The organism is Sediminibacillus massiliensis, assembly GCF_900156915.1.
Lineage (GTDB): Bacteria > Bacillota > Bacilli > Bacillales > Amphibacillaceae > Sediminibacillus_A > Sediminibacillus_A massiliensis.
This window is the reverse complement of the sequence record NZ_LT732535.1, coordinates 671,913-698,763: the sequence shown is the minus strand read 5'-3', so window position 1 is coordinate 698,763 and position 26,851 is coordinate 671,913. Positions and strand designations below refer to the sequence as shown.

The 26,851-nt window shown below is 41.1% G+C and carries 30 protein-coding genes; all 30 read left to right on the top strand.

Annotation, left to right across the window (positions count from 1 at the left end; all coding sequences use genetic code 11):
• Nucleotides 1-9 precede the first annotated feature (9 nt).
• The 30 genes from CZ434_RS04240 (at nt 10) to CZ434_RS04095 (ending at nt 26,830) form a co-directional block, all read left to right on the top strand.
• Complete coding sequence (locus CZ434_RS04240) at nt 10-1,428, top strand: flagellar hook-length control protein FliK (RefSeq protein WP_179107167.1); 1,419 nt, start codon at nt 10-12, stop codon at nt 1,426-1,428.
• Nucleotides 1,429-1,430: 2 nt separating this feature from the next.
• Nucleotides 1,431-1,856 carry a flagellar hook assembly protein FlgD gene (gene flgD / locus CZ434_RS04235; RefSeq protein ID WP_077621960.1) on the top strand — a complete coding sequence of 142 codons (426 nt, stop codon included), beginning with the start codon at nt 1,431-1,433 and terminating at the stop codon, nt 1,854-1,856.
• Between the two features lie 443 nt (nt 1,857-2,299).
• Complete coding sequence (gene flgG, locus CZ434_RS04230) at nt 2,300-3,199, top strand: flagellar basal body rod protein FlgG (protein ID WP_077621959.1); 900 nt, start codon at nt 2,300-2,302, stop codon at nt 3,197-3,199.
• Nucleotides 3,200-3,236: 37 nt separating this feature from the next.
• Nucleotides 3,237-3,458, top strand: coding sequence for a flagellar FlbD family protein (locus CZ434_RS04225; RefSeq protein ID WP_077621958.1), 222 nt, complete (start codon nt 3,237-3,239; stop codon nt 3,456-3,458).
• Nucleotides 3,448-3,870: a flagellar basal body-associated protein FliL gene (gene fliL / locus CZ434_RS04220; RefSeq protein ID WP_077621957.1), complete on the top strand. Its 423-nt coding sequence runs from the start codon at nt 3,448-3,450 to the stop codon at nt 3,868-3,870. Before CZ434_RS04225 ends, fliL begins: the two co-directional genes overlap by 11 nt.
• Nucleotides 3,871-3,902: 32 nt before the next feature.
• Nucleotides 3,903-4,904, top strand: coding sequence for a flagellar motor switch protein FliM (fliM, locus tag CZ434_RS04215; protein ID WP_077621956.1), 1,002 nt, complete (start codon nt 3,903-3,905; stop codon nt 4,902-4,904).
• Nucleotides 4,894-6,087 (top strand): flagellar motor switch phosphatase FliY, encoded by a 1,194-nt coding sequence (gene fliY / locus CZ434_RS04210; RefSeq protein ID WP_077621955.1) that lies wholly within the window; start codon nt 4,894-4,896, stop codon nt 6,085-6,087. The genes fliM and fliY overlap by 11 nt, the downstream gene beginning before the upstream one ends.
• Nucleotides 6,088-6,109: 22 nt before the next feature.
• Nucleotides 6,110-6,472, top strand: a complete 363-nt coding sequence (locus CZ434_RS04205) for a response regulator (protein ID WP_077621954.1) — start codon at nt 6,110-6,112, stop codon at nt 6,470-6,472.
• A 17-nt stretch (nt 6,473-6,489) separates the two neighbouring features.
• The gene (locus CZ434_RS04200) at nt 6,490-7,131 is read left to right on the top strand and encodes a flagellar biosynthetic protein FliO (protein WP_179107166.1); all 642 of its coding nucleotides are present in this window, start codon (nt 6,490-6,492) and stop codon (nt 7,129-7,131) included.
• Nucleotides 7,124-7,789: a flagellar type III secretion system pore protein FliP gene (gene fliP / locus CZ434_RS04195; protein ID WP_077621952.1), complete on the top strand. Its 666-nt coding sequence runs from the start codon at nt 7,124-7,126 to the stop codon at nt 7,787-7,789. The genes CZ434_RS04200 and fliP overlap by 8 nt, the downstream gene beginning before the upstream one ends.
• Before the next feature lie 21 nt (nt 7,790-7,810).
• Nucleotides 7,811-8,080, top strand: coding sequence for a flagellar biosynthesis protein FliQ (gene fliQ / locus CZ434_RS04190; RefSeq protein ID WP_077621951.1), 270 nt, complete (start codon nt 7,811-7,813; stop codon nt 8,078-8,080).
• A 3-nt stretch (nt 8,081-8,083) separates the two neighbouring features.
• Nucleotides 8,084-8,863 (top strand): flagellar biosynthetic protein FliR, encoded by a 780-nt coding sequence (fliR, locus tag CZ434_RS04185; RefSeq protein ID WP_077621950.1) that lies wholly within the window; start codon nt 8,084-8,086, stop codon nt 8,861-8,863.
• Nucleotides 8,864-9,952, top strand: a complete 1,089-nt coding sequence (flhB, locus tag CZ434_RS04180; RefSeq protein ID WP_077621949.1) for a flagellar biosynthesis protein FlhB — start codon at nt 8,864-8,866, stop codon at nt 9,950-9,952.
• A gap of 16 nt (nt 9,953-9,968) precedes the next feature.
• Nucleotides 9,969-12,002 carry a flagellar biosynthesis protein FlhA gene (gene flhA, locus CZ434_RS04175; protein ID WP_077621948.1) on the top strand — a complete coding sequence of 678 codons (2,034 nt, stop codon included), beginning with the start codon at nt 9,969-9,971 and terminating at the stop codon, nt 12,000-12,002.
• On the top strand, nt 11,999-13,132 hold the full coding sequence (gene flhF / locus CZ434_RS04170) for a flagellar biosynthesis GTPase FlhF (RefSeq protein WP_077621947.1): 1,134 nt from the start codon (nt 11,999-12,001) through the stop codon (nt 13,130-13,132). The genes flhA and flhF overlap by 4 nt, the downstream gene beginning before the upstream one ends.
• A complete protein-coding gene (locus tag CZ434_RS04165) occupies nt 13,125-13,997 on the top strand; it encodes a MinD/ParA family protein (RefSeq protein WP_077621946.1) in 873 nt (290 codons plus the stop codon). Before flhF ends, CZ434_RS04165 begins: the two co-directional genes overlap by 8 nt.
• 3 nt (nt 13,998-14,000) lie before the next feature.
• Nucleotides 14,001-15,050: a protein-glutamate methylesterase/protein-glutamine glutaminase gene (locus CZ434_RS04160; RefSeq protein WP_342745656.1), complete on the top strand. Its 1,050-nt coding sequence runs from the start codon at nt 14,001-14,003 to the stop codon at nt 15,048-15,050.
• Between the two features lie 40 nt (nt 15,051-15,090).
• The gene (locus tag CZ434_RS04155; RefSeq protein WP_077621945.1) at nt 15,091-15,723 is read left to right on the top strand and encodes a chemotaxis protein CheC; all 633 of its coding nucleotides are present in this window, start codon (nt 15,091-15,093) and stop codon (nt 15,721-15,723) included.
• Nucleotides 15,723-16,217 carry a chemotaxis protein CheD gene (locus CZ434_RS04150; protein ID WP_095742891.1) on the top strand — a complete coding sequence of 165 codons (495 nt, stop codon included), beginning with the start codon at nt 15,723-15,725 and terminating at the stop codon, nt 16,215-16,217. The genes CZ434_RS04155 and CZ434_RS04150 overlap by 1 nt, the downstream gene beginning before the upstream one ends.
• Before the next feature lie 36 nt (nt 16,218-16,253).
• Nucleotides 16,254-17,024 carry a FliA/WhiG family RNA polymerase sigma factor gene (locus CZ434_RS04145; protein ID WP_077621944.1) on the top strand — a complete coding sequence of 257 codons (771 nt, stop codon included), beginning with the start codon at nt 16,254-16,256 and terminating at the stop codon, nt 17,022-17,024.
• Nucleotides 17,025-17,068: 44 nt separating this feature from the next.
• Complete coding sequence (locus CZ434_RS04140) at nt 17,069-17,545, top strand: DUF6115 domain-containing protein (protein ID WP_077621943.1); 477 nt, start codon at nt 17,069-17,071, stop codon at nt 17,543-17,545.
• Between the two features lie 159 nt (nt 17,546-17,704).
• Nucleotides 17,705-18,445 (top strand): 30S ribosomal protein S2, encoded by a 741-nt coding sequence (gene rpsB, locus CZ434_RS04135; protein ID WP_077621942.1) that lies wholly within the window; start codon nt 17,705-17,707, stop codon nt 18,443-18,445.
• 107 nt (nt 18,446-18,552) lie between these two features.
• Nucleotides 18,553-19,437, top strand: coding sequence for a translation elongation factor Ts (gene tsf / locus CZ434_RS04130; protein ID WP_077621941.1), 885 nt, complete (start codon nt 18,553-18,555; stop codon nt 19,435-19,437).
• A gap of 144 nt (nt 19,438-19,581) precedes the next feature.
• Nucleotides 19,582-20,304 carry a UMP kinase gene (pyrH, locus tag CZ434_RS04125; protein WP_077621940.1) on the top strand — a complete coding sequence of 241 codons (723 nt, stop codon included), beginning with the start codon at nt 19,582-19,584 and terminating at the stop codon, nt 20,302-20,304.
• Nucleotides 20,305-20,306: 2 nt separating this feature from the next.
• The gene (gene frr, locus CZ434_RS04120) at nt 20,307-20,864 is read left to right on the top strand and encodes a ribosome recycling factor (RefSeq protein WP_077621939.1); all 558 of its coding nucleotides are present in this window, start codon (nt 20,307-20,309) and stop codon (nt 20,862-20,864) included.
• Nucleotides 20,865-21,022: 158 nt separating this feature from the next.
• A complete protein-coding gene (locus CZ434_RS04115) occupies nt 21,023-21,790 on the top strand; it encodes an undecaprenyl pyrophosphate synthase (RefSeq protein WP_077621938.1) in 768 nt (255 codons plus the stop codon).
• A gap of 14 nt (nt 21,791-21,804) precedes the next feature.
• Entirely contained in the window at nt 21,805-22,602 is a 798-nt protein-coding gene (locus tag CZ434_RS04110) for a phosphatidate cytidylyltransferase (RefSeq protein WP_077621937.1), read from the top strand.
• Between the two features lie 27 nt (nt 22,603-22,629).
• Nucleotides 22,630-23,775, top strand: coding sequence for a 1-deoxy-D-xylulose-5-phosphate reductoisomerase (gene dxr, locus CZ434_RS04105; protein WP_077621936.1), 1,146 nt, complete (start codon nt 22,630-22,632; stop codon nt 23,773-23,775).
• 16 nt (nt 23,776-23,791) lie between these two features.
• Nucleotides 23,792-25,048 carry an RIP metalloprotease RseP gene (rseP, locus tag CZ434_RS04100; RefSeq protein WP_077621935.1) on the top strand — a complete coding sequence of 419 codons (1,257 nt, stop codon included), beginning with the start codon at nt 23,792-23,794 and terminating at the stop codon, nt 25,046-25,048.
• Nucleotides 25,049-25,132: 84 nt separating this feature from the next.
• Complete coding sequence (locus CZ434_RS04095) at nt 25,133-26,830, top strand: proline--tRNA ligase (RefSeq protein WP_077621934.1); 1,698 nt, start codon at nt 25,133-25,135, stop codon at nt 26,828-26,830.
• Nucleotides 26,831-26,851 lie beyond the last annotated feature (21 nt).

Here is a 26,851-nt window from a genome sequence, read left to right as displayed (position 1 = left end):
GGTGAAATGTTGGATAATGGAATGTTGACACTAGTCTCTAACAAAATGCCAAGAGAATTTCCATTGGATAAGAACCTTTCCCAGAACGATACTTCAAATGAAAAGGAAAATTTGTCTTTTGAAGATATTCTAGGTTTGATTGGACATACATCTCTTGAGGACAAGGAAGTCTCAGAGGAAATTTCCATAGATTTGACTTCCTTGCTGAAACAACAGCAAGATCACAACTCACCGGCGAGTTCTAGGGGAGCTATCAAGACAGTAGACGAGTTATTGAAAAAAATGCCTGTGGAACTTCAGGAAAAACTAATGAGCCAGGATCCGGGCGAATTGGTCACCGACATCCCACTTGAGGATTTGTTGGCACTATCTTCAGCGTTTTCTGGCGAGTCAGCCTCCCTGCAGAATTCTAGTGATTTTAAGGAATCGCCTCTTTTGAATCAGGGTGATAATACCAAGCTACCTGTTTCCCAGGGTTTTGACATGGGACTTTTGCAACTCGGTAACAAAAAAGTCGATAGTTCAATCAGTAAGATGGAAGAAAACAAGATACTAGCAGAACTATGGAATAAGGCTAAAGGGATTTTAGAAGGTTTAATAAATAGCGATAAACCTCCAAACAAACAACAGGAAGTTCAATTGCACAGGATAATGGAGCAATGGTCCAAGCTTGAAAAGCAAGCGACTGGAAATAATCTTCCTCCTTTATTGGAAACAGTGGATGGGAAAGAGAAAAAACTAGCCATGACCTGGTCGCAGATACTTAATAAATTCGAGAAACGTCATTCTAATTTGAACCTTCAGAAATATGGCAGCGATGCTGTTATAACTTCCAAAGAAATCGGGAAATGGATTTCTCAGGCATTGTCAAAGTACACTGAAGAGCAAAAGTTTTCGGTAGCGCCAAGTTCTGCGTCCACATTACATCTCCCTATGTCCAAGATTGAACAGTATATTGTGCATGTCAATAATACCGGTAATCAGGATCAATTACAAAAAAGTTTAATCGATGACTTCCAGTCTGTATTAAAATCCAGCAGCTTCATGAAGGAAGGCGGCAGTACAGAACTATTACTGAAACTCCGTCCTGCACAATTAGGTGAAGTGCTTGTAAAATTAACGCAGACTAATGGCGAAATGATCGTAAAGATGACGGTGACGACAGCTGCTGCCAAGGAGATGCTTGAAGGCAGTATGCACCAGCTCAGGCCGATGTTTTCTCCCCACCAAATAGTGATCGAAAAACAAGATTCTCAACTTTTTCAGCAGGATTTTACATATGAGGCTGAACGAGAAAGCGACAAAGAGGGAATGAACCAGTCGTTTAAGGATGACACAGAACAATCATCAGAAGAAAAATCCGAGGATGGAGAAGGAAAAGAAGAAGTTTTCCATCAACTATTGATGAATGAGAAAGCGCAGGTGTAATGATGACAAAAATCGACCCGGGTTATTATTTGAGCAATCAATCGAGGGGGACGACGAGTACCGACTTAGGCAAAGATGAGTTCTTGAAAATATTGATGGCCCAGCTTCAAAATCAAGATCCGTTAAATCCGATGGAAGACAAGGAGTTCATTTCCCAAATGGCCAGTTTTTCTTCACTGGAACAAATGATGAACATGTCTAAGTCGATTGATCAAATGGCAAAATCTCAACAAGTGACACCAGTGATTCAATATAGCCATTTAATTGGTCAGGAAGTAACTTATCAACAAGAGTCAAAGGAAGAAAACAGCAAGAGTGAAGTGATTGCTGTCAGACAGTCTGACGGACAAGCTGTACTGGAGTTGAAAAACGGCGAGGAAGTCAATGCTGATTCTATATTGAAAGTAAGCAGCATTAATCTAGATTAGTTGCAGGTTTAATGAACTTCAGAATCTACCAGATGTATTCAAGTAAACAATCTTAGTCATGAGTATATCCAGTCTTCTTCCATCTCTTTTGAAAAAAAAGAGTTTATTAATGCTAAGTGTTTAAAATAATTAAACTCGCAAACCAAGACTAGCTGATTAGAGATATAGACATTAATTCCGAACAGTGGAGTAAAATATCATAAAAATTTTAGAAGCAAAGTAACAAACTCTAGCGGTGGACAGAGCAGTTATGATGGTCGATGGTAAACACCTTAAAATGCTTACAGATTTGGACAGAAGGAAAGCAACCAACCTTATCTTACGATTATCAAAGGCACTATTGTCAAAAGGGAACAGGCCGGACCCATTATCTGGGAAGCCTCAAAGCTGCCGATCGACCACAGCAGCTTATAACTAAATTTTTAAAAAAAGGATGAAGGTCAATGTTACGTTCAATGTACGCAGGGATTTCCGGAATGAAAGGTTTTCAAACAAAATTAGATGTTGTCGGTAATAATATTGCCAATGTAAACACTTCAGGATACAAGAAGGGGAGAGTTACATTTCAGGATATGATGAGTCAGAGTCTGTCGGGGGCAGAGGGTCCAGTACAACAAGGCGGAAATCTGCTTCGCGGTGGTATAAACCCGGCACAAGTAGGTTTGGGTTCGCAAGTAGGCTCTGTAGATAATATACATACACAAGGTAACAGGCAAACAACTAATCGCCCGCTTGATTTAGCCCTAGAAGGGGATGGAATGTTTGTGTTGGGAGAAAATTTGGACAATGAAAGTGATTTTAACTTCGGCCAGTCTGAAATGAGCTTCAGCCGTGCAGGAAACTTCTATCTTGACAATGATGGTTATATTGTCAATTCGGATGGCAGTTATCTATTAGGGAACAATCAACCGAACGATCCGGACGGCGTCGATAATCTGGCGGCGATTTCCATACCGGAAGATGCCGAGAGCTTCAGTATTCAAAGTAATGGTATGGTGACTTACGTGGCTGCCAATGGAGATACAATTGACGCTGGACAAATCAGGCTGGCTAAATTTTCAAATCCGGGCGGCCTTCAAAAAATCGGTTCTAATACTTTCCAATTGACCAACAATGCAGGTATTTTCACGGATGATGGCGTGTTTAACGGAATCGGTGATTTAGTAGAACCAGGCCAGGAAGGGTCGGCTTCGGTTGTTTCTGGTGCACTGGAGATGTCAAATGTCGATTTGGCAGAAGAGTTCACCGAAATGATCACATCGCAAAGAGGTTTCCAGGCGAATACCAGAATTATCACTACCTCTGATGAAATTTTGCAGGAACTTGTTAACTTAAAACGATAGATAGTAAGGGGGTGGGGGACCCTGGTCCCCTCCATATATGATTAAAGTCACTAGGCTAAACGGTGAAATTTTTACTTTGAACGCTCTGTATATTGAACAAGTTCAGTCACTGCCGGATACTACTATAACTCTATTAAACAGCAAAAAGATCGTGGTTAAAGAACAGGAAGAAGAAGTCAACAAACTTATCTTCCAATTCTATAAAAAGATAGGACTGGCAGCATGTTTGACGCAAGCAGGTGATTCTAATGACATCTAAGTTAATGAAAACACTCGTTGTATTTCTTGTATTGTTGCTCGTCGCGGCGATTGCCGCATTAGTGATCATCCTGAAAGTCTCAGGTAAAGAGGAGGCGTCAGGGGAGCCTACTTTGGATGAAGTAGTGGAAAATTCCTTTCAGACTTCAGAAATAAACACCGATCTTGAGGATGGAAGTTTTGTAAGGATTCAATTTCAGGTTGTAACAGACAGTCATGATGCAAAAGAAGAAATCGAAAAAAGAGAATTTCAGTTACAAAACATTCTCATAAAAGAACTTGCCAGTATGAACCGGGAAGATTTTAAATCCGGTTTGAGCCAATTGGAGACAGCAATGAAAAACAAGCTAAATGAAGTTATGCTAGAAGGAAAAGTTACCGATGTATACACCATCAATAAAGTATTGCAGTAAAGGTATTATACTCCGGGGCGGAGGTGATTTGAATGGCTGATGAAGTGCTGTCACAGAATGAAATAGATGATTTACTGTCTGCGCTCTCGTCGGGTGAGATGGATCCAAATCAACTAAAACAGGAAAAAGAAGAGAAAAAAGTCAGGGTCTATGATTTTAAACGGGCACTACGGTTTTCAAAAGACCAAATCAGGAGTTTGTCAAGGATTCATGAAAACTTCGCCAGATTATTGACTACATATTTTTCGGCTCAACTACGGACATACGTCCAAATCTCTGTTGCATCTGTAGATCAAATACCATATGAAGAGTTTATCAGGTCTGTACCTAAGATGACTATTTTAAATATTTTCAGTGTCGCTCCATTGAATGGGAGGATGATTTTCGAATTCAACCCCAATGTGGCCTATGCAATGCTTGACAGGCTGTTAGGAGGCAGGGGCAGCAGTTTGAACAAAGTGGAAAGTCTTACGGAAATAGAAACAAAGCTTATGTCGCAACTGTTCGAAAAAGCGCTGGAAAATCTCCGAGAGGCATGGAGCTCTGTAATTGAAATTGATCCGGTTTTGGAAGAATTCGAAGTGAATCCTCAATTTATGCAATTGGTTTCACCAAACGAAACAGTGATCGTAGTATCTTTGAATACGGCGATTGGGGAAAGCAGCGGAATGATCAATATTTGTATTCCGCACGTTGTACTGGAACCCATAATCTCGAAGTTGTCTGTACATTATTGGATGCAGACAAGTTCGAAGGAACCAAAACCAGAAGAATATCGCGATTTAGCCAAAAATATAGAAAAAGCAAAAGTGGATGTGAGAGCGATTTTAGGGGAAAGCAAAATCAGCATAAACGATTTGCTCAACATGAAAAAAGATGATGTCATCCAGCTAGACCAGGCGATTGATGATCCATTAATTTTGAAAATCGGCAGCCAGCCAAAGTTTTTAGGACAACCCGGCCAAAATAGAAAAAAATTGGCCGTCCAAATTCTGGAAGAAATAAGAGGGGGGAATCAAGAGGATGAACGATGACATGTTATCACAAGAAGAAATCGATGCCTTGTTGAAAAATACAGAAGATGACAACGAGCAGGAAACCAGGCAAGACATACGTACAACTGATAATCCCCCTGTGGAAGATTATTTATCTATAGTAGAGCAAGACGCCTTAGGGGAAATAGGCAATATTTCTTTCGGGAGTTCTGCAACCACTTTATCGACTTTGCTTAATCAGAAGGTTGAAATAACCACTCCTGAGATTTCGGTTATCAGCAAAGACAATTTGTCATCTGAATTTCCGGAACCGAATGTTGGTGTGGAAGTAGAATACACAGAAGGGTTCTCCGGGGTGAATTTATTTGTTATTGAGTCAGGTGATGCCGCTGTAATCGCAGATCTTATGCTTGGCGGGGATGGACAGTCAGCCTCTGGAGAATTAAATGAGATTCATTTAAGCGCCGTACAGGAAGCCATGAATCAGATGATGGGAACAGCAGCAACCAGTATGTCGACAGTATTCAGCAAGAAAGTCGACATATCCCCTCCTTCTATCAGTATGATAGATATGGAAAATGAATCACGGATAAATAAATTCTCCCAGCATGATATTTTTGTGAAAGTTTCCTTTCAACTGAAAATAGGAGATTTGATTGATTCCAACATCATGCAATTGCTGCCTGTTCCGTTTGCGAAGCAGTTGGTAGATCAATTGATGAATCCAGAGATTGAGCCATCAGGACCAGATGTAAAAGGGCCGGGATCATCGGAAAGTGAGCAGACTTCCCTTGATTCAAAATCCGCTCCAGCCCATGACAGACCACAGAATGAGCAGGTTGTGTATAACAGTCACAGAACAAACAGCAGAGAAGACGGTAATCATCAACAGACTATCAAACCGAATGTACAACAAGCTGAGTTTTCTTCTTTCGAACCTTATGATTTACCTGCTCAGGAACAAAGAAATTTAGATATGTTAATGGATATTCCTTTGAATGTCACAGTCGAGTTGGGGAGGACAAAAAGATCTGTCAAAGAAATCCTTGAACTGTCTTCCGGGTCTATTATTGAACTGGATAAACTGGCAGGCGAACCTGTAGACATTCATGTCAATGATAAGTTGATAGCCAAAGGTGAAGTGGTCGTAATCGATGAAAACTTCGGAGTAAGGGTCACAGACATTATAAGTCAAACTGACCGAATCAAAAAATTAAACTAAGCTAAGCATGGGGGAGAGCCAAATGGCAAAAAGAGTGTTAATTGTAGATGATGCAGCATTTATGAGAATGATGATTAAAGATATTTTAGTCAAAAACGGATTCGAGGTAGTCGGTGAAGCTCAGGACGGGAGCCAGGCTATTGAGAAATATCAGGAACTTAAACCTGATTTAGTTACAATGGATATCACCATGCCGGAAATGGATGGAATTACAGCTTTGAAAGAAATAAAGGCAGTAGACAGCAATGCTAAAGTATTAATGTGTTCCGCCATGGGCCAACAATCCATGGTAATTGATGCCATTCAGGCAGGAGCGAAAGATTTTATTGTCAAGCCGTTCCAGGCTGACAGAGTAATCGAAGCTATCCAAAAAGTTTTGGACTAAGTATTGGGTGTATGGTTGTGAAACGTTTATTTATACAAATCATCCTTGTTTTTACGGTAGGATTGGCAGCAACTTCCTATCAAGTATCTGCTGCGGCTCCAAATGTGGATGACTGTCTTGGCAGTGATATGGAAGAGTGTGTACCAGGTTCGGAGCAAGAACAGCCTGCACAGTCTGATGACAGACCATTGGCTGACTCAGAATCCGGACAAAGTTTGTTTATAAGCTTTCTCAAACTGGGGGTATCTCTGGCTTTTGTATTAGCATTGATTTATTTCCTGTTGAAGTTTGTAAACAGACGTAACAAAATGTTCCAGAAAGTCAGGGCTCTTGAGAATCTCGGCGGCATTTCCCTTGGTTCTCAAAAGTCGCTTCAGGCAGTCCGGATTGGAGATAGGGTGTACGTGATCGGCGTAGGAGACAATGTTGAACTTTTGTCAGAAATCACGGACGAGAAGACGAAAAACGATTTGTTGAAACAGGAGACGACTGAGTTGAACCCTGCTAATTTCGTAACAGCTCTGATCAATAAGAAACCGGGTAATCAAAAAGAAAGTAATTTTTCAGATATATATAAAAAGGAACTCGATCGAATTAACCTGGCACGAAAAAAAATGATCGAACGTCATCAAAGTAAGGAAGACGATAGGAATGAATGAATTTATCAATGCTTTTTCAGGATCTAATCCGGAAGATATTTCGACTAGTGTAAGATTGTTGCTGTTGTTGACCGTCTTCTCCCTTGCGCCCAGTATTTTAATATTGATGACATGCTTTACTAGGATAATAATCGTTTTGTCATTTGTACGAACATCGTTGGCAACTCAGCAAATGCCTCCTAATCAAGTTCTTATCGGCATTGCATTGTTTATGACATTTTTTATCATGGCACCAACATTCCAGGAAATTAATGAAGAAGCGTTATCCCCTTTGCTAAATGAAGAAATAGGGTTAGAAGAAGCCTATCAAAGTGCTAGCGAACCGATAAAGTCCTTTATGGCGGAGCATACAAGGCAAAAAGATCTTGCATTGTTTATGGATTATGCCCAAATGGAAGCACCTGAGTCAGTGCAGGATATCCCTTTGACGACATTGGTGCCTGCATTTGCCATAAGTGAATTGAAAACTGCATTCCAAATGGGGTTTATGATTTTCATTCCTTTTCTTGTTATCGATATGGCAGTCGCAAGTGTCCTCATGTCAATGGGAATGATGATGCTACCGCCAGTGATGATATCCTTACCATTTAAAATTTTGTTGTTTGTATTGGTTGATGGATGGTATTTAATAGCTCAGTCTTTGTTGAACGGTTTCTAATGGTGAAGGAGGTAATGTAACTTGAATGGTGAATTTGTAATAAGTCTTGCCCAGCAAGGTATATATACGGTCTTGATGATCACCGGTCCTTTGCTCTTGCTTGCATTGGTTGTAGGGCTTGTCGTCAGTATTTTCCAGGCTACTACTCAAATACAAGAACAAACGCTTGCTTTTATTCCGAAAATTGTAGCGGTTCTGGTCGGTTTGGTTTTTTTCGGACCATGGATGCTAACGAGAATGGTGGAATTCACGGCAAATATATTTCAAAATTTAAATCAGTTTGTGGGATAAGTGATGTTAGACTTAATTAATTTTTCAATTTTACCTGCTTTTTTATTGATTTTCGTAAGGATAACGTCTTTTTTCGTTACCCTGCCCATTTTTTCCTATCGAAACGTGCCCACCCATTTTAAAATCGGGTTCAGTTTCTTTCTGACTTGGATCATGGTTTATACCGTTGATATTCCTGAGTTGGCTTTTAATGAAATGTTTCCGCTATTGCTTATTAAAGAAGTGATTGTCGGACTTTCACTGGGTCTGATTGCATATATCATCCTGTCCGCTATTCAGATAGCGGGTGGTTTTATCGATTTTCAAATGGGTTTTGCTATAGCGAATGTCATCGATCCACAAACTGGTGCCCAAAGCCCTTTGATGGGGCAATATTTTTATACAATAGCCTTACTGTTTTTGTTGGCTGTGAACGGGCATCATCTAATGATAGACGGAATATTTTACAGTTATGAGACAATCCCCTTGGATAGATACTTGCCTTTTGAAGAAACGGCTATAGCAGATTTTGTTATTCATTCGTTTAACCGGATGTTTATCATCGCATTTCAAATTGCTGTTCCGGTTGTGGGATGTCTTTTTCTGGTCGACATCGCTCTTGGCATCATTGCCAGGACGGTACCTCAATTAAACGTCTTTGTAGTAGGCCTGCCATTGAAGATTTTAGTCAGTTTTATAGTGTTGTTTCCTTCTATGGCTATATATATGATACTGATACAGAACTTGTTTGAGGTCATGTTGGAGACAATGAGAAATTTGCTAGGATTACTCGGGGGTGCATAAATGGAGTTAAAACTGGATTTGCAATTTTTTTCCGGAGAGAAAACGGAAAAAGCGACCCCGAAAAAAAGGCTAGATTCCCGAAAAAAAGGGCAAGTAGCCAAAAGTCAGGACGTCAATACTGCCATTTTATTATTTTTTGTATTCATCCTATTCATAACTCTCGGCAGTTTCTTGAAAAACGTCATTACGGACTATTTCCACCATTCATTTACTGAATATATCAGCTGGGAAGTGACGGAATCTACAACGCACCGAGTGTTTCTGGAATCTACACTGGAAATTGCGAAAGTGGTAGCGCCGGTCATGCTAATTGCTGTGATTGCAGGTTTGGCTTCCAATTTTATGCAGATAGGTTTTTTGTTCACAGGGGAACCTTTAAAGATGAAGTTGAATAAAATTGATCCGATTCAAGGAGCAAAAAAAATATTTTCGGCAAGGGCATTAGTCGAATTAGTTAAGTCACTTCTAAAAATTGTCTTTATCGGTGCGATAACGTTTGCTGTTCTATGGATGCGGAAAGAAGATATGATGCTGCTTTCAAGTAAGAGTGTTCATGACTCTCTCGCTTTTTTTGGTGACACAACGGTAATGATGGGTATATCCGCATCGATAGCCCTATTGCTATTGTCAGTGATTGATTACGCTTATCAGAAATACGACTATGAGAAAAGCATAAAAATGTCAAAAAATGATATCAAAGATGAACATAAGAATATAGAAGGGGATCCATTGATCAAATCGAAGATCAAGGAGAAGCAGAGGCAGATGGCGATGAGGCGGATGATGAGTGAAATACCGCAGGCAGACGTGGTAATCACGAATCCGACTCATTTTGCGGTTGCTGTGAAATATGACGAGACTAAAGCTGCTGCTCCGTTTGTAGTGGCCAAGGGTGTCGATCATCTTGCGTTCAGGATCCGTGAAATCGCCAAGGCTAATCATGTCCCGATGGTGGAAAACAGACCGCTTGCCAGAGGGTTATATAATGATATCGAATTAGGTGAAGCGATAGGCGAGGAATTTTTTCAGGCAGTGGCAGAAGTCTTGGCATACGTTTATAAAATGGACAAGAAAACGGCGAAGAAGTAATTAAGGAGAGAAATACATGGCAATTAGAGATTTATCTGTGTTATTAGGAGTTATACTTATTATCGTTATGTTGGTCATTCCATTGCCGGGATGGTTATTAAGCATATTTATCCTTATAAATATTTCTTTGGCGTTAATTGTAATATTAGTTTCCATGAATACGACCGAGGCACTGCAATTTTCTATATTTCCGTCGTTATTGTTGTTAATGACACTGTTTCGGCTTGGTTTGAACGTTTCTACTACACGTTCAATCTTGTCTGAAGCAGACGCGGGCGGCGTAGTAGAGACATTCGGTACATTTGTTATTGGAGACAATCCATTAGTCGGATTTGTCGTATTCACAATATTGGTTATCATCCAATTTCTTGTTATTACAAAGGGAGCGGAACGGGTTTCGGAAGTTGCAGCCCGATTTACCCTTGATGCTATGCCGGGTAAACAAATGAGTATCGATGCAGATTTGAACGCTGGACTCATTTCCGAGCAACAGGCAAAAGAAAGAAGGGAAAAAACCGAACAGGAAGCAGACTTTTATGGAGCAATGGATGGTGCGAGTAAATTTGTAAAAGGAGATGCTATTGCCGGTATCATCATTGTATTGATCAACATCATTTTCGGTTTGATCATTGGAATGGTGCAAATGGGAATGACATTTCAAGAGGCTGTCAATACCTATATGCAACTGACGGTTGGTGATGGATTGGTAAGTCAGATTCCTGCATTGCTTATTGCCACAGCAACAGGTATTGTCGTAACAAGAGTTGCCTCCGAAGGGAACCTGGGCACAGATGTGACGACACAATTGTTAAGGTATCCAAAGCTTCTTTATATTGCAGCCGGAACCATTTTTTTCCTTGGTCTTACACCAATCAATTTTTTCCTGACCACGATGATTGCTCTGGTCCTTGGTGGCGGTGCATATTGGTTGTCAAGAACTGTGGAGCAAAAAGAAATACCAGAGGAAGTGGAAGAAGAGCAGGCAGAGAGTGAAAGCATGAAATCTCCTGAAAACGTCGTTAACCTGTTAAGTCTGGACCCAATCGAGTTCGAGTTTGGATATGCGCTGATTCCACTTGCCGACACAACTCAGGGCGGAGACTTGCTGGACAGGATTGTCATGATAAGAAGGCAACTTGCATTGGAGCTCGGTGTGGTGATCCCGGTAGTAAGGATCAGGGACAATATACAACTTAATCCGAACGAGTACCGACTCAAAATTAAAGGAAACGAAGTTGCATCTGGTGAAGTGTTGTTGGATCATTACCTGGCCATGAGTCCTGGAATGGACGAGGATGGAATCGATGGTATAGAGACAAAAGAGCCAGCATTTGGACTTCCGGCTAAGTGGATAAATGATGACTCGAAGGACGATGCAGAAATGAATGGATATACGGTGGTAGATCCGCCTTCCGTAGTATCCACACACATTACAGAAGTTATTAAACAACATGCCCATCGATTGTTGGGACGGCAAGAAACAAAGCAGTTGGTTGATCATTTAAGGGAAACATATCCTATCCTTGTCGAAGAGGTTACCCCAGAACCGTTGGCAGTTGGCGATATCCAAAAAGTGCTTGCAAAACTTCTCAGAGAAAATGTATCTATCCGGAATTTACCGCTGATTTTTGAGACACTGGCCGATTTTGGAAGAATGACATCGGATACCGACCTGCTTGCCGAATATTCCCGACAAGCCCTGGCTTCTCAATTAACTAAACAATATATGAATCAGGATGGGATGTTGAAAGTCATCACTATTTCCAGTGAAGTAGAACAAAAAATTGCCGAGAATATCCAACAAACAGAACATGGCAGCTATTTAACTCTGGATCCGGAGTCACAGCAGGCCATCGTCCGGTCCGTTTCTGAAAAAGTCGATCAATTGTCATTGCAGGAAGAAATACCTATTATTCTATGCGCACCTTCTATCAGGATGTATGTAAAACAACTTTTAGATCGTTTTTTGCCACAGGTTGTTGTCTTGTCATATAACGAATTAGAACCTAATCTTGAGGTGCAAAGTGTCGGGGTGGTGAACGTAGCATGAAGGTAAAAAAAATCGTAGCGCCAACAATGCCGGAAGTGATGAATAAGGTCCGGAAGGAATTAGGGACAGACGCTGTTATCTTAAACTCTAAAGTAGTCTACCTAGGAGGCTTCCTCGGTATGTTCAAAAAAAAGAATATTGAGGTAATAGCTGCTTTGGATCCACAGCCGGAATCCCAATTTAATAACAGAACAACCAAGAAGAAAGATACTGCTGTTTTGGAAGAATCGAAAAACTTGGGTCACCACGAAGAAACAAATAAAACAATTTTAGAAGAAATTAGAATGTTGAAATCGTGGATGGAAACGAACAGAGGCTCCCGACTCCCCTCTTATCCTATTCCGTTCCAACGATTCTATGAGCATTTACTCAACCAGCAGATAGCGGAAATGACGGCGAAACAAATTGTAGAGTCTATGTTGCTAAAGGAAATCGAAGGCGGTAATCAGATAAATAGTTCACAGTTGAAAAAAATGTTCTCTGATGAAGTTTCTACACGGATGGGCGATTTGGAATTCGGAGCTTCTCTTACCGATAAGAAATTCGTCCATTTAGTCGGGCCCACTGGGGTAGGTAAGACGACGACAATAGCAAAAATAGCTGCAGATGCTGTGTTAAAAGAAAACAAAAAAGTAGCATTGATCACTACGGATACATACCGGATAGCAGCAATTGATCAACTGAAGACATATGCAAAAATATTGAATCTTCCCATGGAAGTAGCATACAGCATGGAAGATTACAAGCAAGCTAGATTAAAGTTCGAGGAGTATGATTTGGTATTGATCGACACAGCAGGTAGAAATTACCGTGATGAACGTTATATTGATGAGCTGACGGAAATTATTTCTTTGGAAGGAAACACAGCCGTATATTTGGTTTTATCCCTGACTGCTAAATATCAAGACTTGGAAGAGATACTGGCCAGGTTCCAAAAACTTCCCATCCACCAGCTTATTTTCACTAAAAAGGATGAAACTTCCACATACGGTTCTATTCTGAATTTGTGTTTGCAAGGAAGGTTAGGCGTTGCTTATTTAACGAATGGGCAGGAAGTACCGGATGACATAGAAGCAGTTGATTTGGCTGATATATCCAGACTCATTGCAGGAGAATTCCGTGATGAATGAATATGAACGGGATCAAGCAGAAAAATTAAGACGCCGTTTGGCCGGCATAGCTGTCCGTCAAGCTAAAACAGTCGCTGTAGCAAGCGGGAAAGGCGGAGTCGGTAAATCTAATTTTGTTGTGAATTTTTCCCTTGCCCTTAGCAAGCAAAGGAAAAAAGTTTTAATTTTTGATCTCGATATTGGTATGGGGAATGTCGATGTCCTTCTTGGACAAACTTCTAAAAATTCTCTATTAGATATGTTTTATAAAAACAGAACGATAGATGATGTAATAGAAGACGGACCCGACTCTATTTCATATATTGCGGGTGGAACAGGACTATCTGATTTATTTGAAATGGATACCCATCAATTTGAATTCTTTTTGTCCCAATTGAATGATGTACTCTATAGATATGATTATATCCTTTTTGACATGGGGGCAGGAATTACAGAAGAAAGCAGCCGGTTCCTGTTTGCTGCTGATGAGTGCATAGTTATTGCCACCCCGGAACCTACTGCTTTGACTGATGCTTATTCGTTGATCAAGTATTTGGTAAGTCGCAAATATTCCATATCGATCAGAGTATTAGTCAATCGGGCTACCAGTCAGAAAATAGGCAGGCAAACATTGCAAAGGTTGGAAATGGTAGTTGAACGGTTCTTGAACAAAAAGGTGAAACCTTTTGGAATATTACCTGAAGACAAAGTTGTTTTCCAGTCCGTTATCGAACAATCACCTTATCTGATCCACAAGCCGAAATCATCCGTTTCCTCGGCACTTCAACAATTGGCTCAATCATATACGGTCGATAATATCTCAGAGGAGCCGGACGGCTCTGTATCGTTTATTTCAAAATTGAGAAAAATTTTCCGGGAGAGATAAAAAATGATGAAAAACATCCGTGTATTAATAGTAGATGATTCTGCTTTTATGAGGAAGGTGCTTAGTGATATCCTCCTTTCCCACGAAAATATAACGGCAGTGGATACAGCACGTAATGGAAAAGCGGCATTGGAAAAAGTGAAAGAATTTGATCCGGATGTTGTGACAATGGATATAGAAATGCCTGAAATGAATGGCCTGCAAGCCTTAAAAGAAATAATGAGTTTTTCTCCACGACCGGTGTTAATGCTCTCAAGCTTGACGAAAACAGGGGCGGAAAGCACCATCAAAGCGATGGAATTAGGTGCCGTGGACTTCATACCTAAACCCTCTGGGTCGATTTCGCTTGATATTCAAAAAATCAAGGATGAAATAATCGAAAAAGTGCTTGCGGCATCCCAAGTCCCTTTCAAAAATATGAAAAAGAAGAATAGTTTCGCGCCACCTACAACAACATCCTTTGAGGGCGGGAAAGAGAAATACATAGTAGCTATCGGAACTTCAACAGGTGGACCGAGGGCGCTGCAGATGGTTTTGAGGGGGTTGCCCAGGAACTTGCCGGCTCCCGTGGTGGTAGTACAGCATATGCCGCCTAATTTCACTAAATCATTGGCAAACCGTCTGGACATGATAGCTGAGATAAATGTCAAAGAAGCCGAAAATGGCGATATTCTACGTGACGGAACAGTTTATATTGCTCCAGGCGGATTCCACATGGAATTTGTCCAGAAAGGAAAAACTTTGGCAGTCAAATTGAGCCAGCGTGATCCGGTTAAAGGACATCGACCTTCTGTAGATGTAATGTTTGAATCCATAGCTGCTCAAACTACTTTTAAAACAATTGCAATTGTGATGACCGGGATGGGAAGTGATGGTGCAAAGGGAGTAATTAAACTGAAAGAGACAAGTATGGATACAATTGTAATGACAGAATCTGAGAACACGTCTGTTGTATACGGCATGCCGAAAGCTGTAAAGAGGACGGGATTAACTGATTACTCGGAAGATTTGGATGCAATCAGTTCGAAAATTATCGAACAACTGGAGAAATGATCAGAATGTTAGATTTCCATAGAGAGCGCGGGTCGATGTTATGTCTTTTTTAGAAAAACTCACAAATTACCAACTTGATACATTGAAAGAAATCGGTAATCTCGGGGCCGGACGGGCAGCCTCTGCCTTGTCGCAGATAGTTAATAAAAGGATATCGATGGAAGTACCTTCTGTACGCATCAGCAGTTTTGAGGAAGCCGCTGATATAATCGGTGGACCGGACAAGGTTATCGTGGCGGTTTACCTGAGAGTCGAGGGAGAAGCTCCCGGAAGTATGTTTTATCTCCTTACTCCTGAACAAGCAGTCAGATTTGTACAACATATAAACGGAAATAAAAAGTTGTCGGCTGAGAATCCTGTATTTTCCGATATGGAGTGGTCTCTTCTGCAAGAATTGGGGAACATTCTATCAGGTGCTTATTTGACTTCTTTGTCTGATTTTACAAATTTGCATATGTCGCAAACTGTTCCCTCTGTATCAGTAGACATGGCAGGGGCCATACTTCCGCAAGGATTGCTGGAGTTATCGAAAGAAAGCGACCATGCCATTATTGTCGATACGATCATACAAGAAGAAGGATTGGATAATGAGCATATCCAAGGGCATTTCTTTTTTCTACCCGACCCTTCTTCATTCGAAAAAATATTTGAAGCTTTAGGTATACAAGAATAATGAAGTTGATGAATGTAGTAAAAGTCGGGATAGCGGATATGAAGATTGCGAAAGCACCCGGGATTCTAAGGACTATCGGTCTCGGCTCGTGTGTTGGGGTCGTTATTTATGATGCAGGTCAGAAAGTGGCAGGATTGGCTCATATCATGCTGCCTGATTCGACGGTATCTAGAAACAAAGATTTCAATCCTTTCAAATATGCCGATACAGCAATAGATTTACTTGTCGAAGACTTAGTGACCTTGGGGGCAAGAAAATTTGCAATGAAAGCAAAAATAGCCGGTGGTGCTCAAATGTTTTCATTCCCTGGAACAGACGACATGCTCAGAATCGGAACCCGGAATGTAGAAGCAGTACTGGCTTCGTTGTCTTCTCACAGGATTCCGGTAACAGTAAAAGAAGTAGGCGGGAACAACGGCCGGACAATCGAATTTGATACCGAAACAACAATTTTGAAAATCAGAACAGTCAATGCCGGTGAATCCGAGATATAAATTCCATCAGATGGTAAGCGGTAAGGAGGATTATTTATGGCTGATCAATCTTTTCTTCAGGCGGAGCAATTATGGGACAAGTGGACAAAGGAGCAGGATGAAGATACTGCAGAAAGATTAATAAAAAAATATATGTATCTAGTAGATTTCCATGTCCATCGTATATCTGTCCATCTGCCGGGTAACGTCAACAAAGATGATATTAAAAGTCTGGGACTAATGGGTTTATATGATGCTTTGATAAAATTCGATCCGGACCGGAATTTGAAGTTTGATACATATGCTGCTTTTCGTATCCGCGGAGTGATTATAGACGGTCTCCGCAAAGAAGACTGGCTTCCAAGGTCGATTCGTGACAGGGCAAAAAAGTTGGAACAGGCATCACAGCTGTTGCAGCAAAAATATCAACGGCAGCCAAGCTCCGCTGAGTTGGCGGAGGAAGTTGGAATCTCAGTAGATGAAGTCGAAGAAGCAGTCAAAGATACATTGTTTGCTAACATGTTGTCCATGGAAGAGAAACCAAAGGATAGTTTGAATGAAGATAAAGAAGGGATCGGACATGTTATCCCGGATAATCCTGATTATTCTCCTGAATCGAACTTGCTGAGACAGGAAAGATATATGGAATTGGAACAGCGGATATTGCAATTGAATGAAAAAGAGCAATTGGTGATCAGTCTATTCTACAAAGAAGAGTTGACACTGACTGAAATAGGAGAAGTGCTTGGTTTGACAACTTCACGTATCTCTCAAATTCACAGAAAAGCAATCTTTAAACTAAAAGAAAGCTTATCAGCAATTATTTAAATCTTATAACAAGAGCCGGAAATTATTCGACGAGAAGGGGTCTTATGTTACTATTTTTAATTATGCTTAGCTTGTTGTTGCACCTGGTTACATTTAGTATAATCAGAAAGCTTCACACAAAGCTTGAGAACATGGCAAACGGAACAGATTCCAAAAGTGCTGCTGAGGAAACGGAACAGATGCTCAATCGTTTCCTGGACGATATCAAAGAAGAGAATAACAGATTGAAGAGCATGTTGGACGAGAGGGACAGTCGACATAGGAATGTCGAACCCGTACAAAAGGATATGGATGAATCTAAATCCGGAAAAGACGCCGAAAAGGGAGACATACCAGCCGGCTATTCCGCTCCATACACTCCACCGCTGCCATCACAATCGGGGGATAAGGTTGAACAATCGGAAGCTGGCATGGTCATTTCTTTATATGAGCAGGGCCATTCACTAGAAGAAATAGCCAGGAAAATTAACCGTGGAAAGACAGAAGTGGAACTTTTATTGAAATTTTATCGAAAAAACTAAGATTATTGCTTGATTGAAAAAAATTCATGTGGTATATTTACTTTTGGTGTTAATACACACGTTCCTGGATTTGGACGGAAGGTGCTGGCCACCAGGCTAGTTTCTGTTTGAAGATGACATGGACGGAGGAAAAAAACCATTATTAGGAGGAAAAAACTCATGGCAGTTATTTCAATGAAACAACTACTTGAAGCTGGTGTCCATTTTGGCCACCAAACACGCCGTTGGAACCCGAAAATGAAAAAATACATTTTCACTGAGCGTAACGGCATTTACATTATCGACCTGCAAAAGACTGTGAAAAAGGTCGACGAAGCATACCAATATGTGAAAGATATTGCTGCAGACGGCGGTACTATCCTTTTCGTTGGTACAAAAAAACAAGCACAGGAGTCTGTGCGTGACGAAGCGATCCGCTCTGGCATGTACTACGTGAACCAACGCTGGTTGGGTGGAACTTTAACAAACTTCCAGACTATCCGCAAACGTATCAATCGTTTGAAAGATATCGAGCGTATGGAAGAAGACGGTACTTTTGATGTCCTTCCGAAAAAAGAAGTAGTCGGACTTCTAAAAGAGAAAGAACGTCTTGTTAAATTCCTTGGCGGTATCAAAGAAATGAACAAGCTTCCTGATGCATTGTTCATCATCGATCCGCGTAAAGAGCGTATTGCAGTAGCAGAAGCTCATAAATTAAAAATCCCGATTGTGGGTATTGTTGATACAAACTGTGATCCAGATGAAATCGATTATGTAATTCCGGCGAATGATGACGCCATCCGAGCTGTTAAGCTTCTTACTTCAAAAATGGCTGATGCTGTTTTGGAAGCGAAACAAGGAGAAGTAACAGAAGAATCCGAGCAAGTCGAAGCTGATCAAGCAGAGACTGTAACAGAGTAAGAGAGTTGGAGGGTGATAAGGGGGGAACTCTTTATCACCTTTTTTTAAGAAAACATAACATTCATTGGCAAATGAATCATTATGCCTACCATAAGGAGGAATATATAATGGCAATTACTGCAAAAATGGTTAAAGAATTACGTGAAAAAACTGGTGCAGGTATGATGGACTGCAAAAAGGCACTTCAAGAAACTGATGGGGATATCGATCAAGCAGTCGACTTCCTTCGTGAAAAAGGCATTGCCAAGGCTGCCAAAAAAGCAGATCGTATTGCTGCAGAAGGATCTGCTCATATCGAAGTGCAAGGAAACAGTGCGGTACTATTGGAAGTCAACTGTGAAACAGACTTCGTAACCAAAAATGACCAGTTCAAAAATGTACTTTCCGAACTCGGAAAACACTTGATTGAGCAAAAACCTGAATCCGTAGAAGCAGCTCTAGAGCAAAAGTTGCATGGTGATGGAGAGACGGTTCAAGAATATATCAATTCCAACATTGCCAAAATCGGAGAAAAACTTTCTCTTCGCCGTTTCACTATCTTGGAAAAAACCGATAATGATGCTTTCGGTGCTTATATCCACATGGGTGGCAGTATCGGCGTATTGACCCTTTTGGCAGGTACTACTGATCAGGATGCAGCAAAGGATGTTGCGATGCATGCAGCCGCTGTAAACCCTCGTTACGTTTCACGTGATGAAGTATCTGAAGAAGAAGTCGAAAAAGAGCGTGAAGTACTAAAAACTCAAGCACTTAATGAAGGCAAGCCTGAACATATTGTAGAAAAAATGGTCGAAGGCCGTCTTGGCAAGTTCTTCGAAGAAATTTGCTTGTTGGAACAAAATTTCGTTAAAGATCCTGACCAAAAAGTCAAGAAATTTGTTGCCGACAAAGGTGCTGAAGTGAAAGGCTTCGTACGTTACGAAGTTGGCGAAGGCATGGAAAAAAGAGAAGACAATTTTGCTGAAGAAGTTATGAGTCAAGTGAAAAAATAATCACAGACCAGCTGAGGAGGGGGACACATAGTGTTCCCTTTTTCCGCATAAAACCAAAATACAGCCTGACAGGATTAATTAAGGTGAGGCTTGTGTTCCGTAATATTTCATTTTAAAATAACTACATATACTTTGGAGGTAATTATGACAACAGCTCGCTACCGTAGAATCGTTTTGAAATTAAGTGGGGAAGCCCTTAGCGGAGACCAGGGGTACGGAATAGAACCAAAAGTAATACAATCAGTTGCCCAACAGGTCAAGGAAGTAGCGGAACTTGGAGTGGAAGTAGCCGTAGTTGTTGGAGGCGGCAACATTTGGCGGGGCAAGGTCGGCAGTGAAATGGGAATGGACCGGGCCAATGCTGATTATATGGGAATGCTCGCTACAGTAATGAACTCGCTGGCGCTGCAGGACAGCCTTGAAAATTATGGTATCCCGACCAGGGTTCAGACATCCATTGAAATGCGTCAAGTTGCCGAACCATATATCAGAAGAAAAGCAATACGGCATTTAGAGAAGAAGCGGGTCGTCATTTTTGCGGCTGGCACCGGTAACCCGTATTTTTCTACTGATACTACAGCTGCACTTCGTGCTGCTGAAGTAGAAGCTGATGTCATCTTGATGGCTAAAAATAATGTCGATGGAGTCTATACAGATGATCCAAAGACTAACAAGGATGCCAAAAAGTACGAGCAGTTGTCTTATCTTGATATCCTGAACGAAGGCTTGGGAGTAATGGATTCCACCGCATCGACTTTGTGTATGGATAATGATATACCTTTACTGGTTTTCTCTATCATGGAAGAGGGTAACATCAAAAAAGCCGTGTTAGGCGAGCAAATCGGAACTATAATAAGGGGGAAGTAACAATGTCACAAGAAATAATTAATAACTCACAACAAAAAATGGCCAAAGCAGTCCAAGCTTTTTCAAGAAATCTTGCAACAGTAAGAGCAGGAAGAGCCAATCCTTCATTGCTTGACTCTGTTTTTGTGGATTATTACGGCGCATCTACACCACTTAATCAGTTAGCGACAGTCTCTGCTCCTGAAGCAAGATTGTTGGTGATTACTCCATTTGACAAATCGGCTACCGGAAATATTGAAAAAGCTATTCAAAAAGCGGATTTAGGGTTGTCGCCTTCAAGTGATGGCAATGTAATCCGTATCAATATTCCTGCCCTGACAGAAGAACGACGCAAAGAATTGGTGAAAGTTGTCGGGAAATATTCCGAGGAAGCTAAAGTCCAGATTCGCAATATTCGTCGTGACTCTAATGACAGCCTGAAAAAAGCTGAAAAGAATGGCGACCTCACAGAAGATGAATTAAAAGGTTATCAGGGTGATGTCCAAGCGGAAACAGATAAATATATTGCCGAAATCGATACGCTTGCAAAAGAAAAAGAAAAAGAAATCATGGAAGTTTGACCCATTTACATGTAAAATACAATTAATACCAGACCCTCTTGAATAAGGGGGTTTTTGTACGTAGAAGAGTATCAGTACTTTTCTGGATTCCAGAAAAGTACTATACTGTTTCTAGGGCAGAAATTCAGATAACCCCGATGCCGTTATGGAGGATCAAAATGCAAATTAAGCTTCCTTTTTTGAAAACGAATAAAAAAGCGACAAAAGAAAATATTACTCTGCACAGAGAAAACATTCCAGGCCATGTCGCCATCATCATGGATGGAAATGGCCGCTGGGCCAACAAACGTGGTCTCCCAAGGGTTGCCGGCCATAAAGAAGGTATGAGCAATGTGAAGAAAATAGTTTCAGCCGCGTCCAATCTCGGGGTCAAAGTGTTGACCTTATATGCTTTCTCTACAGAGAACTGGAGACGGCCTAAAACGGAAGTAGATTACCTGATGAAACTTCCGATGGAGTTTCTCAATACATATTTACCGGAGTTAATCGAAAAGAATGTCAAAGTACAAACTATTGGTGACTTTCTTGCCTTGCCTGAACACACCCGCAAAGCGGTTCAGCATGCGAAAGATAAAACGGCAGAAAACTCAGGTCTTGTGCTAAATATCGCTTTGAATTATGGTAGTAGGGACGAGATTATCCGGGCGATGAAGGCCATGACAGGTGAAATCGTGAACGGCCAATTGGAAGCAGACGATATTGACGAGGATCTTTTCTCGCGGTACTTGTTCACTGACGATATCGGCGACCCGGATTTGTTGATACGGACAAGCGGGGAACAGAGGCTGAGTAACTTCCTGCTTTGGCAGTCAGCATATACGGAATTTTGGTTTACAGATGTCCTCTGGCCTGATTTCAGTGAACAATTATTCGAAAAAGCACTAAGCGATTATCAACAGCGAAAACGTCGCTATGGTGGAATATAAGGTGTTGAACTTTTATGAAAACAAGAATTATTACAGCTGTAATTGCCATATTATTATTTTTTCCGATAGTTTTTTATGGTGAATGGCCTTTTCAATTATTAATTTATTTAATCGCGACAATTGGCTTGCTGGAGCTTATCAAAATGAGAATGAGGACCAATTATCCTATCCCATTCGCAATTACCATTGTTTTGTTATGGGGATTGCTTCTTCCATTTTCCGAGCAGGTAACGCTTCTTGATATCGGAATGACCAAGATAGAAATCACTCTGTCAGCAGTGCTGTTTCTCTTGTCGTACACAGTTTTGGTCAAAAATAAATTCACTTTTGAAGATGCGGGTTTTCTCGTTTTGTCGGCTGTTTACATCGGGCTTGGCTTTTATTATTTCATCGAAGCCAGAGAAGCAGGTTTGGAATATATCTTCTATGGGATATTGGTGATACTTGCAACAGATACCGGGGCTTATTTTTGCGGTCGGGCATTCGGGCGGAACAAGCTTTGGCCTGAAATCAGTCCGAATAAAACAATTGAAGGTGCTGTAGGCGGTATTGTTCTTTCCTGTATAATAGCAGTTATCTTTCAATTGTTATCTCCTGAACCGGTTCCTCATTCCATGACACTGGTGATTGTCGTAACAATCCTGGCTTCCGTTGTCGGACAAATTGGTGATTTGGTAGAATCCGCTTTTAAAAGGCATTATGATGTGAAAGATTCCGGCAAAATTCTACCCGGTCATGGAGGAATATTGGATCGTTTCGACAGTTGGCTGTTTATTTTTCCGGTATTGCATTTTATTCAGTTTATTTCATAGGATGAAATAGAAATAGGAGAGTGTCATATGAAAAAGATTTCCCTTTTGGGGGCAACCGGTTCTATAGGTTTGCAGACGCTGGATGTCATCAGGGAGCACCCTGATGAATTTTCTCTGCATGCCATGGCCTTCGGGAAAAATATGGACCGAGCTATTCCGATTATTAAAGAGTTTGGTCCGAAGAGAGTTGTCACCCAGGATGAAGCAACAAAAAAGATAGTAAAAGCCGAATTTCAAGATATAGAGGTTATCGCAGGAAAAGAAGGGCTTGAAGAAATAAGCGTTGATGCCGATACCGATTTAGTATTGAACGCTGTAATGGGGAGTGTAGGATTACAAGCTACTTTAAAAGCGATTGAATCTGAGAAGCAGGTTGCCATTGCCAATAAAGAGACTTTGGTAACCGCAGGCCATCTCGTCATGGAGAAAGCAGCAAAGCATAATGTCAACTTGCTTCCAGTCGATAGTGAGCATTCTGCTATCTATCAATGCCTTAATGGAGAAAATCAAACACAAATAAACAATCTCATTCTGACTGCATCTGGAGGAAGTTTCCGTGATTACACAAGGGCGGAATTAGCTGAAGTGACAGTGGAAGATGCGTTGAATCATCCCAACTGGAGCATGGGAGCAAAGATAACCATAGATTCCGCTACAATGATGAATAAAGGGTTGGAAGTTATCGAGGCACACTGGCTGTTCGGAGTGCCTTATGACCAAATCAAAGTTATCCAGCATAAAGAAAGTGTTATTCATTCTATGGTTGAGTTCATGGATAATAGTGTCATTGCCCAATTAGGTACTCCGGATATGAAAGTACCCATTCAATATGCATTGACATATCCTTCCCGACTTGAACTTCCTATGTCAAAAAGGTTAGACTTAGTTGAAATAGGAAAGTTACATTTCCAACAAATGGATATGGGCCGTTTTCCAACTTTGAAAATGGCTTTTGATGCCGGAAAAGAAGGCGGGACGATGACTACGGTTTTAAATGCTGCCAATGAGACAGCGGTAGAGTTGTTCCTGCAAAGGAAGATTTCTTTCCTTGCTATTGAAGATATGATCAAAAAGGCATTGAATGAGCATGTATCCATTAAAAAACCTGATTTGGAGACCATTTTGGAAGTGGATCAAGATACCCGCCGCCAGGTGTTATCCTATCTAGATTAAAAGGAAGGTGCATTATTTGAATACTGTCATAGCTTTCATTCTAATGTTTGGCCTGCTTGTATTCGTACACGAATTCGGCCATTTCATTTTCGCTAAACGTGCAGGAATGTTGGTCAGGGAGTTTGCAATAGGATTTGGGCCGAAAGTTTTTTCCCATAAAAAAAGTGAAACATTGTACACAATCAGACTGTTGCCGCTTGGAGGATATGTCCGTGTAGCAGGTGAAGATCCGGAAATTATAGAGTTGAAACCTGGACAACATATCGGGCTTGAATTCAATGAAACAGGATCTGTCAGTAAAATAATTGTCAACAACAAATCCAAACATCCAAAAGCAAGGGTTATCGAAGTGGAGCATGTGGACCTTGACCATAAGTTGGTGATAGAGGGATATGAAATCGATGAACAAGAAAAGCTGATCTTTAAAGTCGATCCGAAAGCTGATTTTGTGATGGATGAAACGGAAACACAGATCGCTCCATATGACAGACAGTTCGCATCCAAAACATTGCCCCAGCGAGCTATGCAATTATTTGCAGGGCCAATGATGAACTTTATCCTGGCTATTGTCATATTTCTGCTCTTGGGATTGCTCCAGGGAGTTCCGGCAGACCAGGCTATAATTGGAGACATCCAATCAGAAAGCCCGGCTTCCCAAGCAGGACTTCAAGAAGGCGACAAAGTAATTCAAATCGAGGATTCATCGATATCCACCTGGGAAGAGCTTAAGAGAATCGTGCAAGAACATCCTGAAGAGGAAATATCGATGATTGTTGAACGTGACAATCAGGAGATAGAAATGGATGTCACACCGAGAAGCCATATTGCACAGGATACAGAAATAGGCCAGATCGGCGCTGCTGTGAAACTGGAAAAGTCCATTATGAAGGCAGTTCCCTATAGTATTTCCGAAACATATGAATGGACGAAAGCTATTCTCGTAAACCTCAGTAAATTGGTCACAGGACAATTCTCAATCGACATGCTTTCCGGTCCGGTCGGTATTTACGATGCAACTGACCAAGTAGTACAAACCGGCATGATGAACTTGCTGATGTGGACATCTTTGCTTAGCATCAATCTAGGCATAATCAACTTGCTTCCATTGCCTGCTTTAGACGGAGGAAGATTGTTGTTTGTAGCTATTGAAGCTGTCAGAGGCAAACCTATAGACCCGCAAAAGGAAGGGATTGTCCATTTTGTCGGCTTCGCGCTTTTAATGTTATTGATGTTAGTTGTAACATGGAATGACATCCAACGGTTATTTTTATAAAAAGGCTAAGTCCTGCATGATGACGACATGTATCGTTCTTTTGCAGGACTGATTATTTTGAGTGAATAAAGAGGTGAAGGAAGAGTGAGACAAAGTCAAATGCTGTTACCTACTTTAAGAGAGGTACCGGCGGATGCAGAAATAAAAAGTCATCAATTGCTGGTCAGAGCAGGTTTTATCAGGCAGACAGCATCAGGTGTTTATAGTTTCCTGCCCTTGGGCAAGCGAGTTTTAAAAAAGGTTGAAGAAATAGTCAGGCAAGAGATGGACAAGATAGGTGCCAATGAAATGCTTATGCCGGCAATGCAGCCTGCTGAGTTGTGGAAGGAAACAGGGAGATGGGACAACTTCGGGCCGGAATTGATGAGATTCAATGACAGACACGACAGGGAATTCGCATTGGGAGCGACACATGAGGAAGTGATTACCAGCCTGGTCAAAGATGAAGTGAAAAGTTACAAGAAGCTTCCATTGACCTTGTACCAAATCCAAACGAAGTACCGAGATGAAAAAAGACCGAGGTTCGGATTGCTAAGAGGCAGAGAATTTGTCATGAAGGATGCCTATTCTTTCCATGATTCATTTGAAAGCCTTGATGAATCTTATAAAAAAATGTATCAGGCATATTCAAATATATTCAGAAGATGCGGATTGAATTTCAGAGCTGTCATCGCAGATTCAGGTTCCATGGGAGGCAAGGATACGCATGAATTCATGGTCTTATCTGAAGTCGGAGAAGATACAATTGCTTATTCAGATACTTCCGAGTATGCGGCCAATATTGAAATGGCACCGGCAGTTGATACGTATGAAAAGTCCGAAGAGTCTGCGAGAGAGTTGGAAGAAGTAGAAACTCCTGATAAAAAAACAATGCAGGAAGTTGCTGATTATCTTCGCCATCCTTTGGAAAAAGGTCTTAAAACCTTAATGTTCAAAATCGACGGTAAACTGGTTTTAGTAGTATGCCGGGGTGATCATGAAATCAACGACATCAAATTGAAAAATTTATATGATGCCGATGTGGTAGAATTAGCAACTGAGCAGGAAACCAGGGCGACGATCGGTGCAGGATTCGGATCGTTAGGACCGGTTGGCGTAACAGAGGATATTGAAGTTGTTGCCGACAATGCCGTCAAATACGCCGTGAATGTTTCTTGCGGGGCAAACAAGGATGGCGTACATTTGGTGAATGTGAATCCTGATCGGGATTTCAAAGTAAAAACCTATGCAGATCTTCGTTTTATTCAAGAAGGAGACGTGTCGCCGGATGGTGAAGGTATCATCAAATTCGCCAGGGGTATAGAAGTGGGACATGTATTCAAATTGGGGAGTTTCTACGCAGAGAAGTTGGGTGCTTCGTTCTTGAATGATCAAGGGAAGGCTCAGACGATGGTGATGGGTTGTTATGGAATAGGCGTATCCAGAACGCTTGCCGCCGTCGTTGAACAATATCATGATGAAAATGGTATTTCCTGGCCGTCAAACCTGGCTCCATATCAAGTGCATCTACTAGCACTGAACATGAAGAAAGAGGAGCAGAAAAGCCTTGCCGAATCCATTTATGACCGCCTTTTGAAGGCAGGAATTGAAGTGTTGTTCGATGACAGGAAAGAACGGGCCGGTGTGAAGTTTTCTGATAGTGACTTGATCGGGATTCCAGTCAGAATAACGGTTGGAAAACAAGCGGGCGAAGGAATAGTAGAAGTTAAACAGCGTGCAAATGGAGAACAGCAAGAATTGCATGAAGATGATTTGCTTCAAAAAATCAATAACATGATTTAATATATCATAATGGAAAGAAAA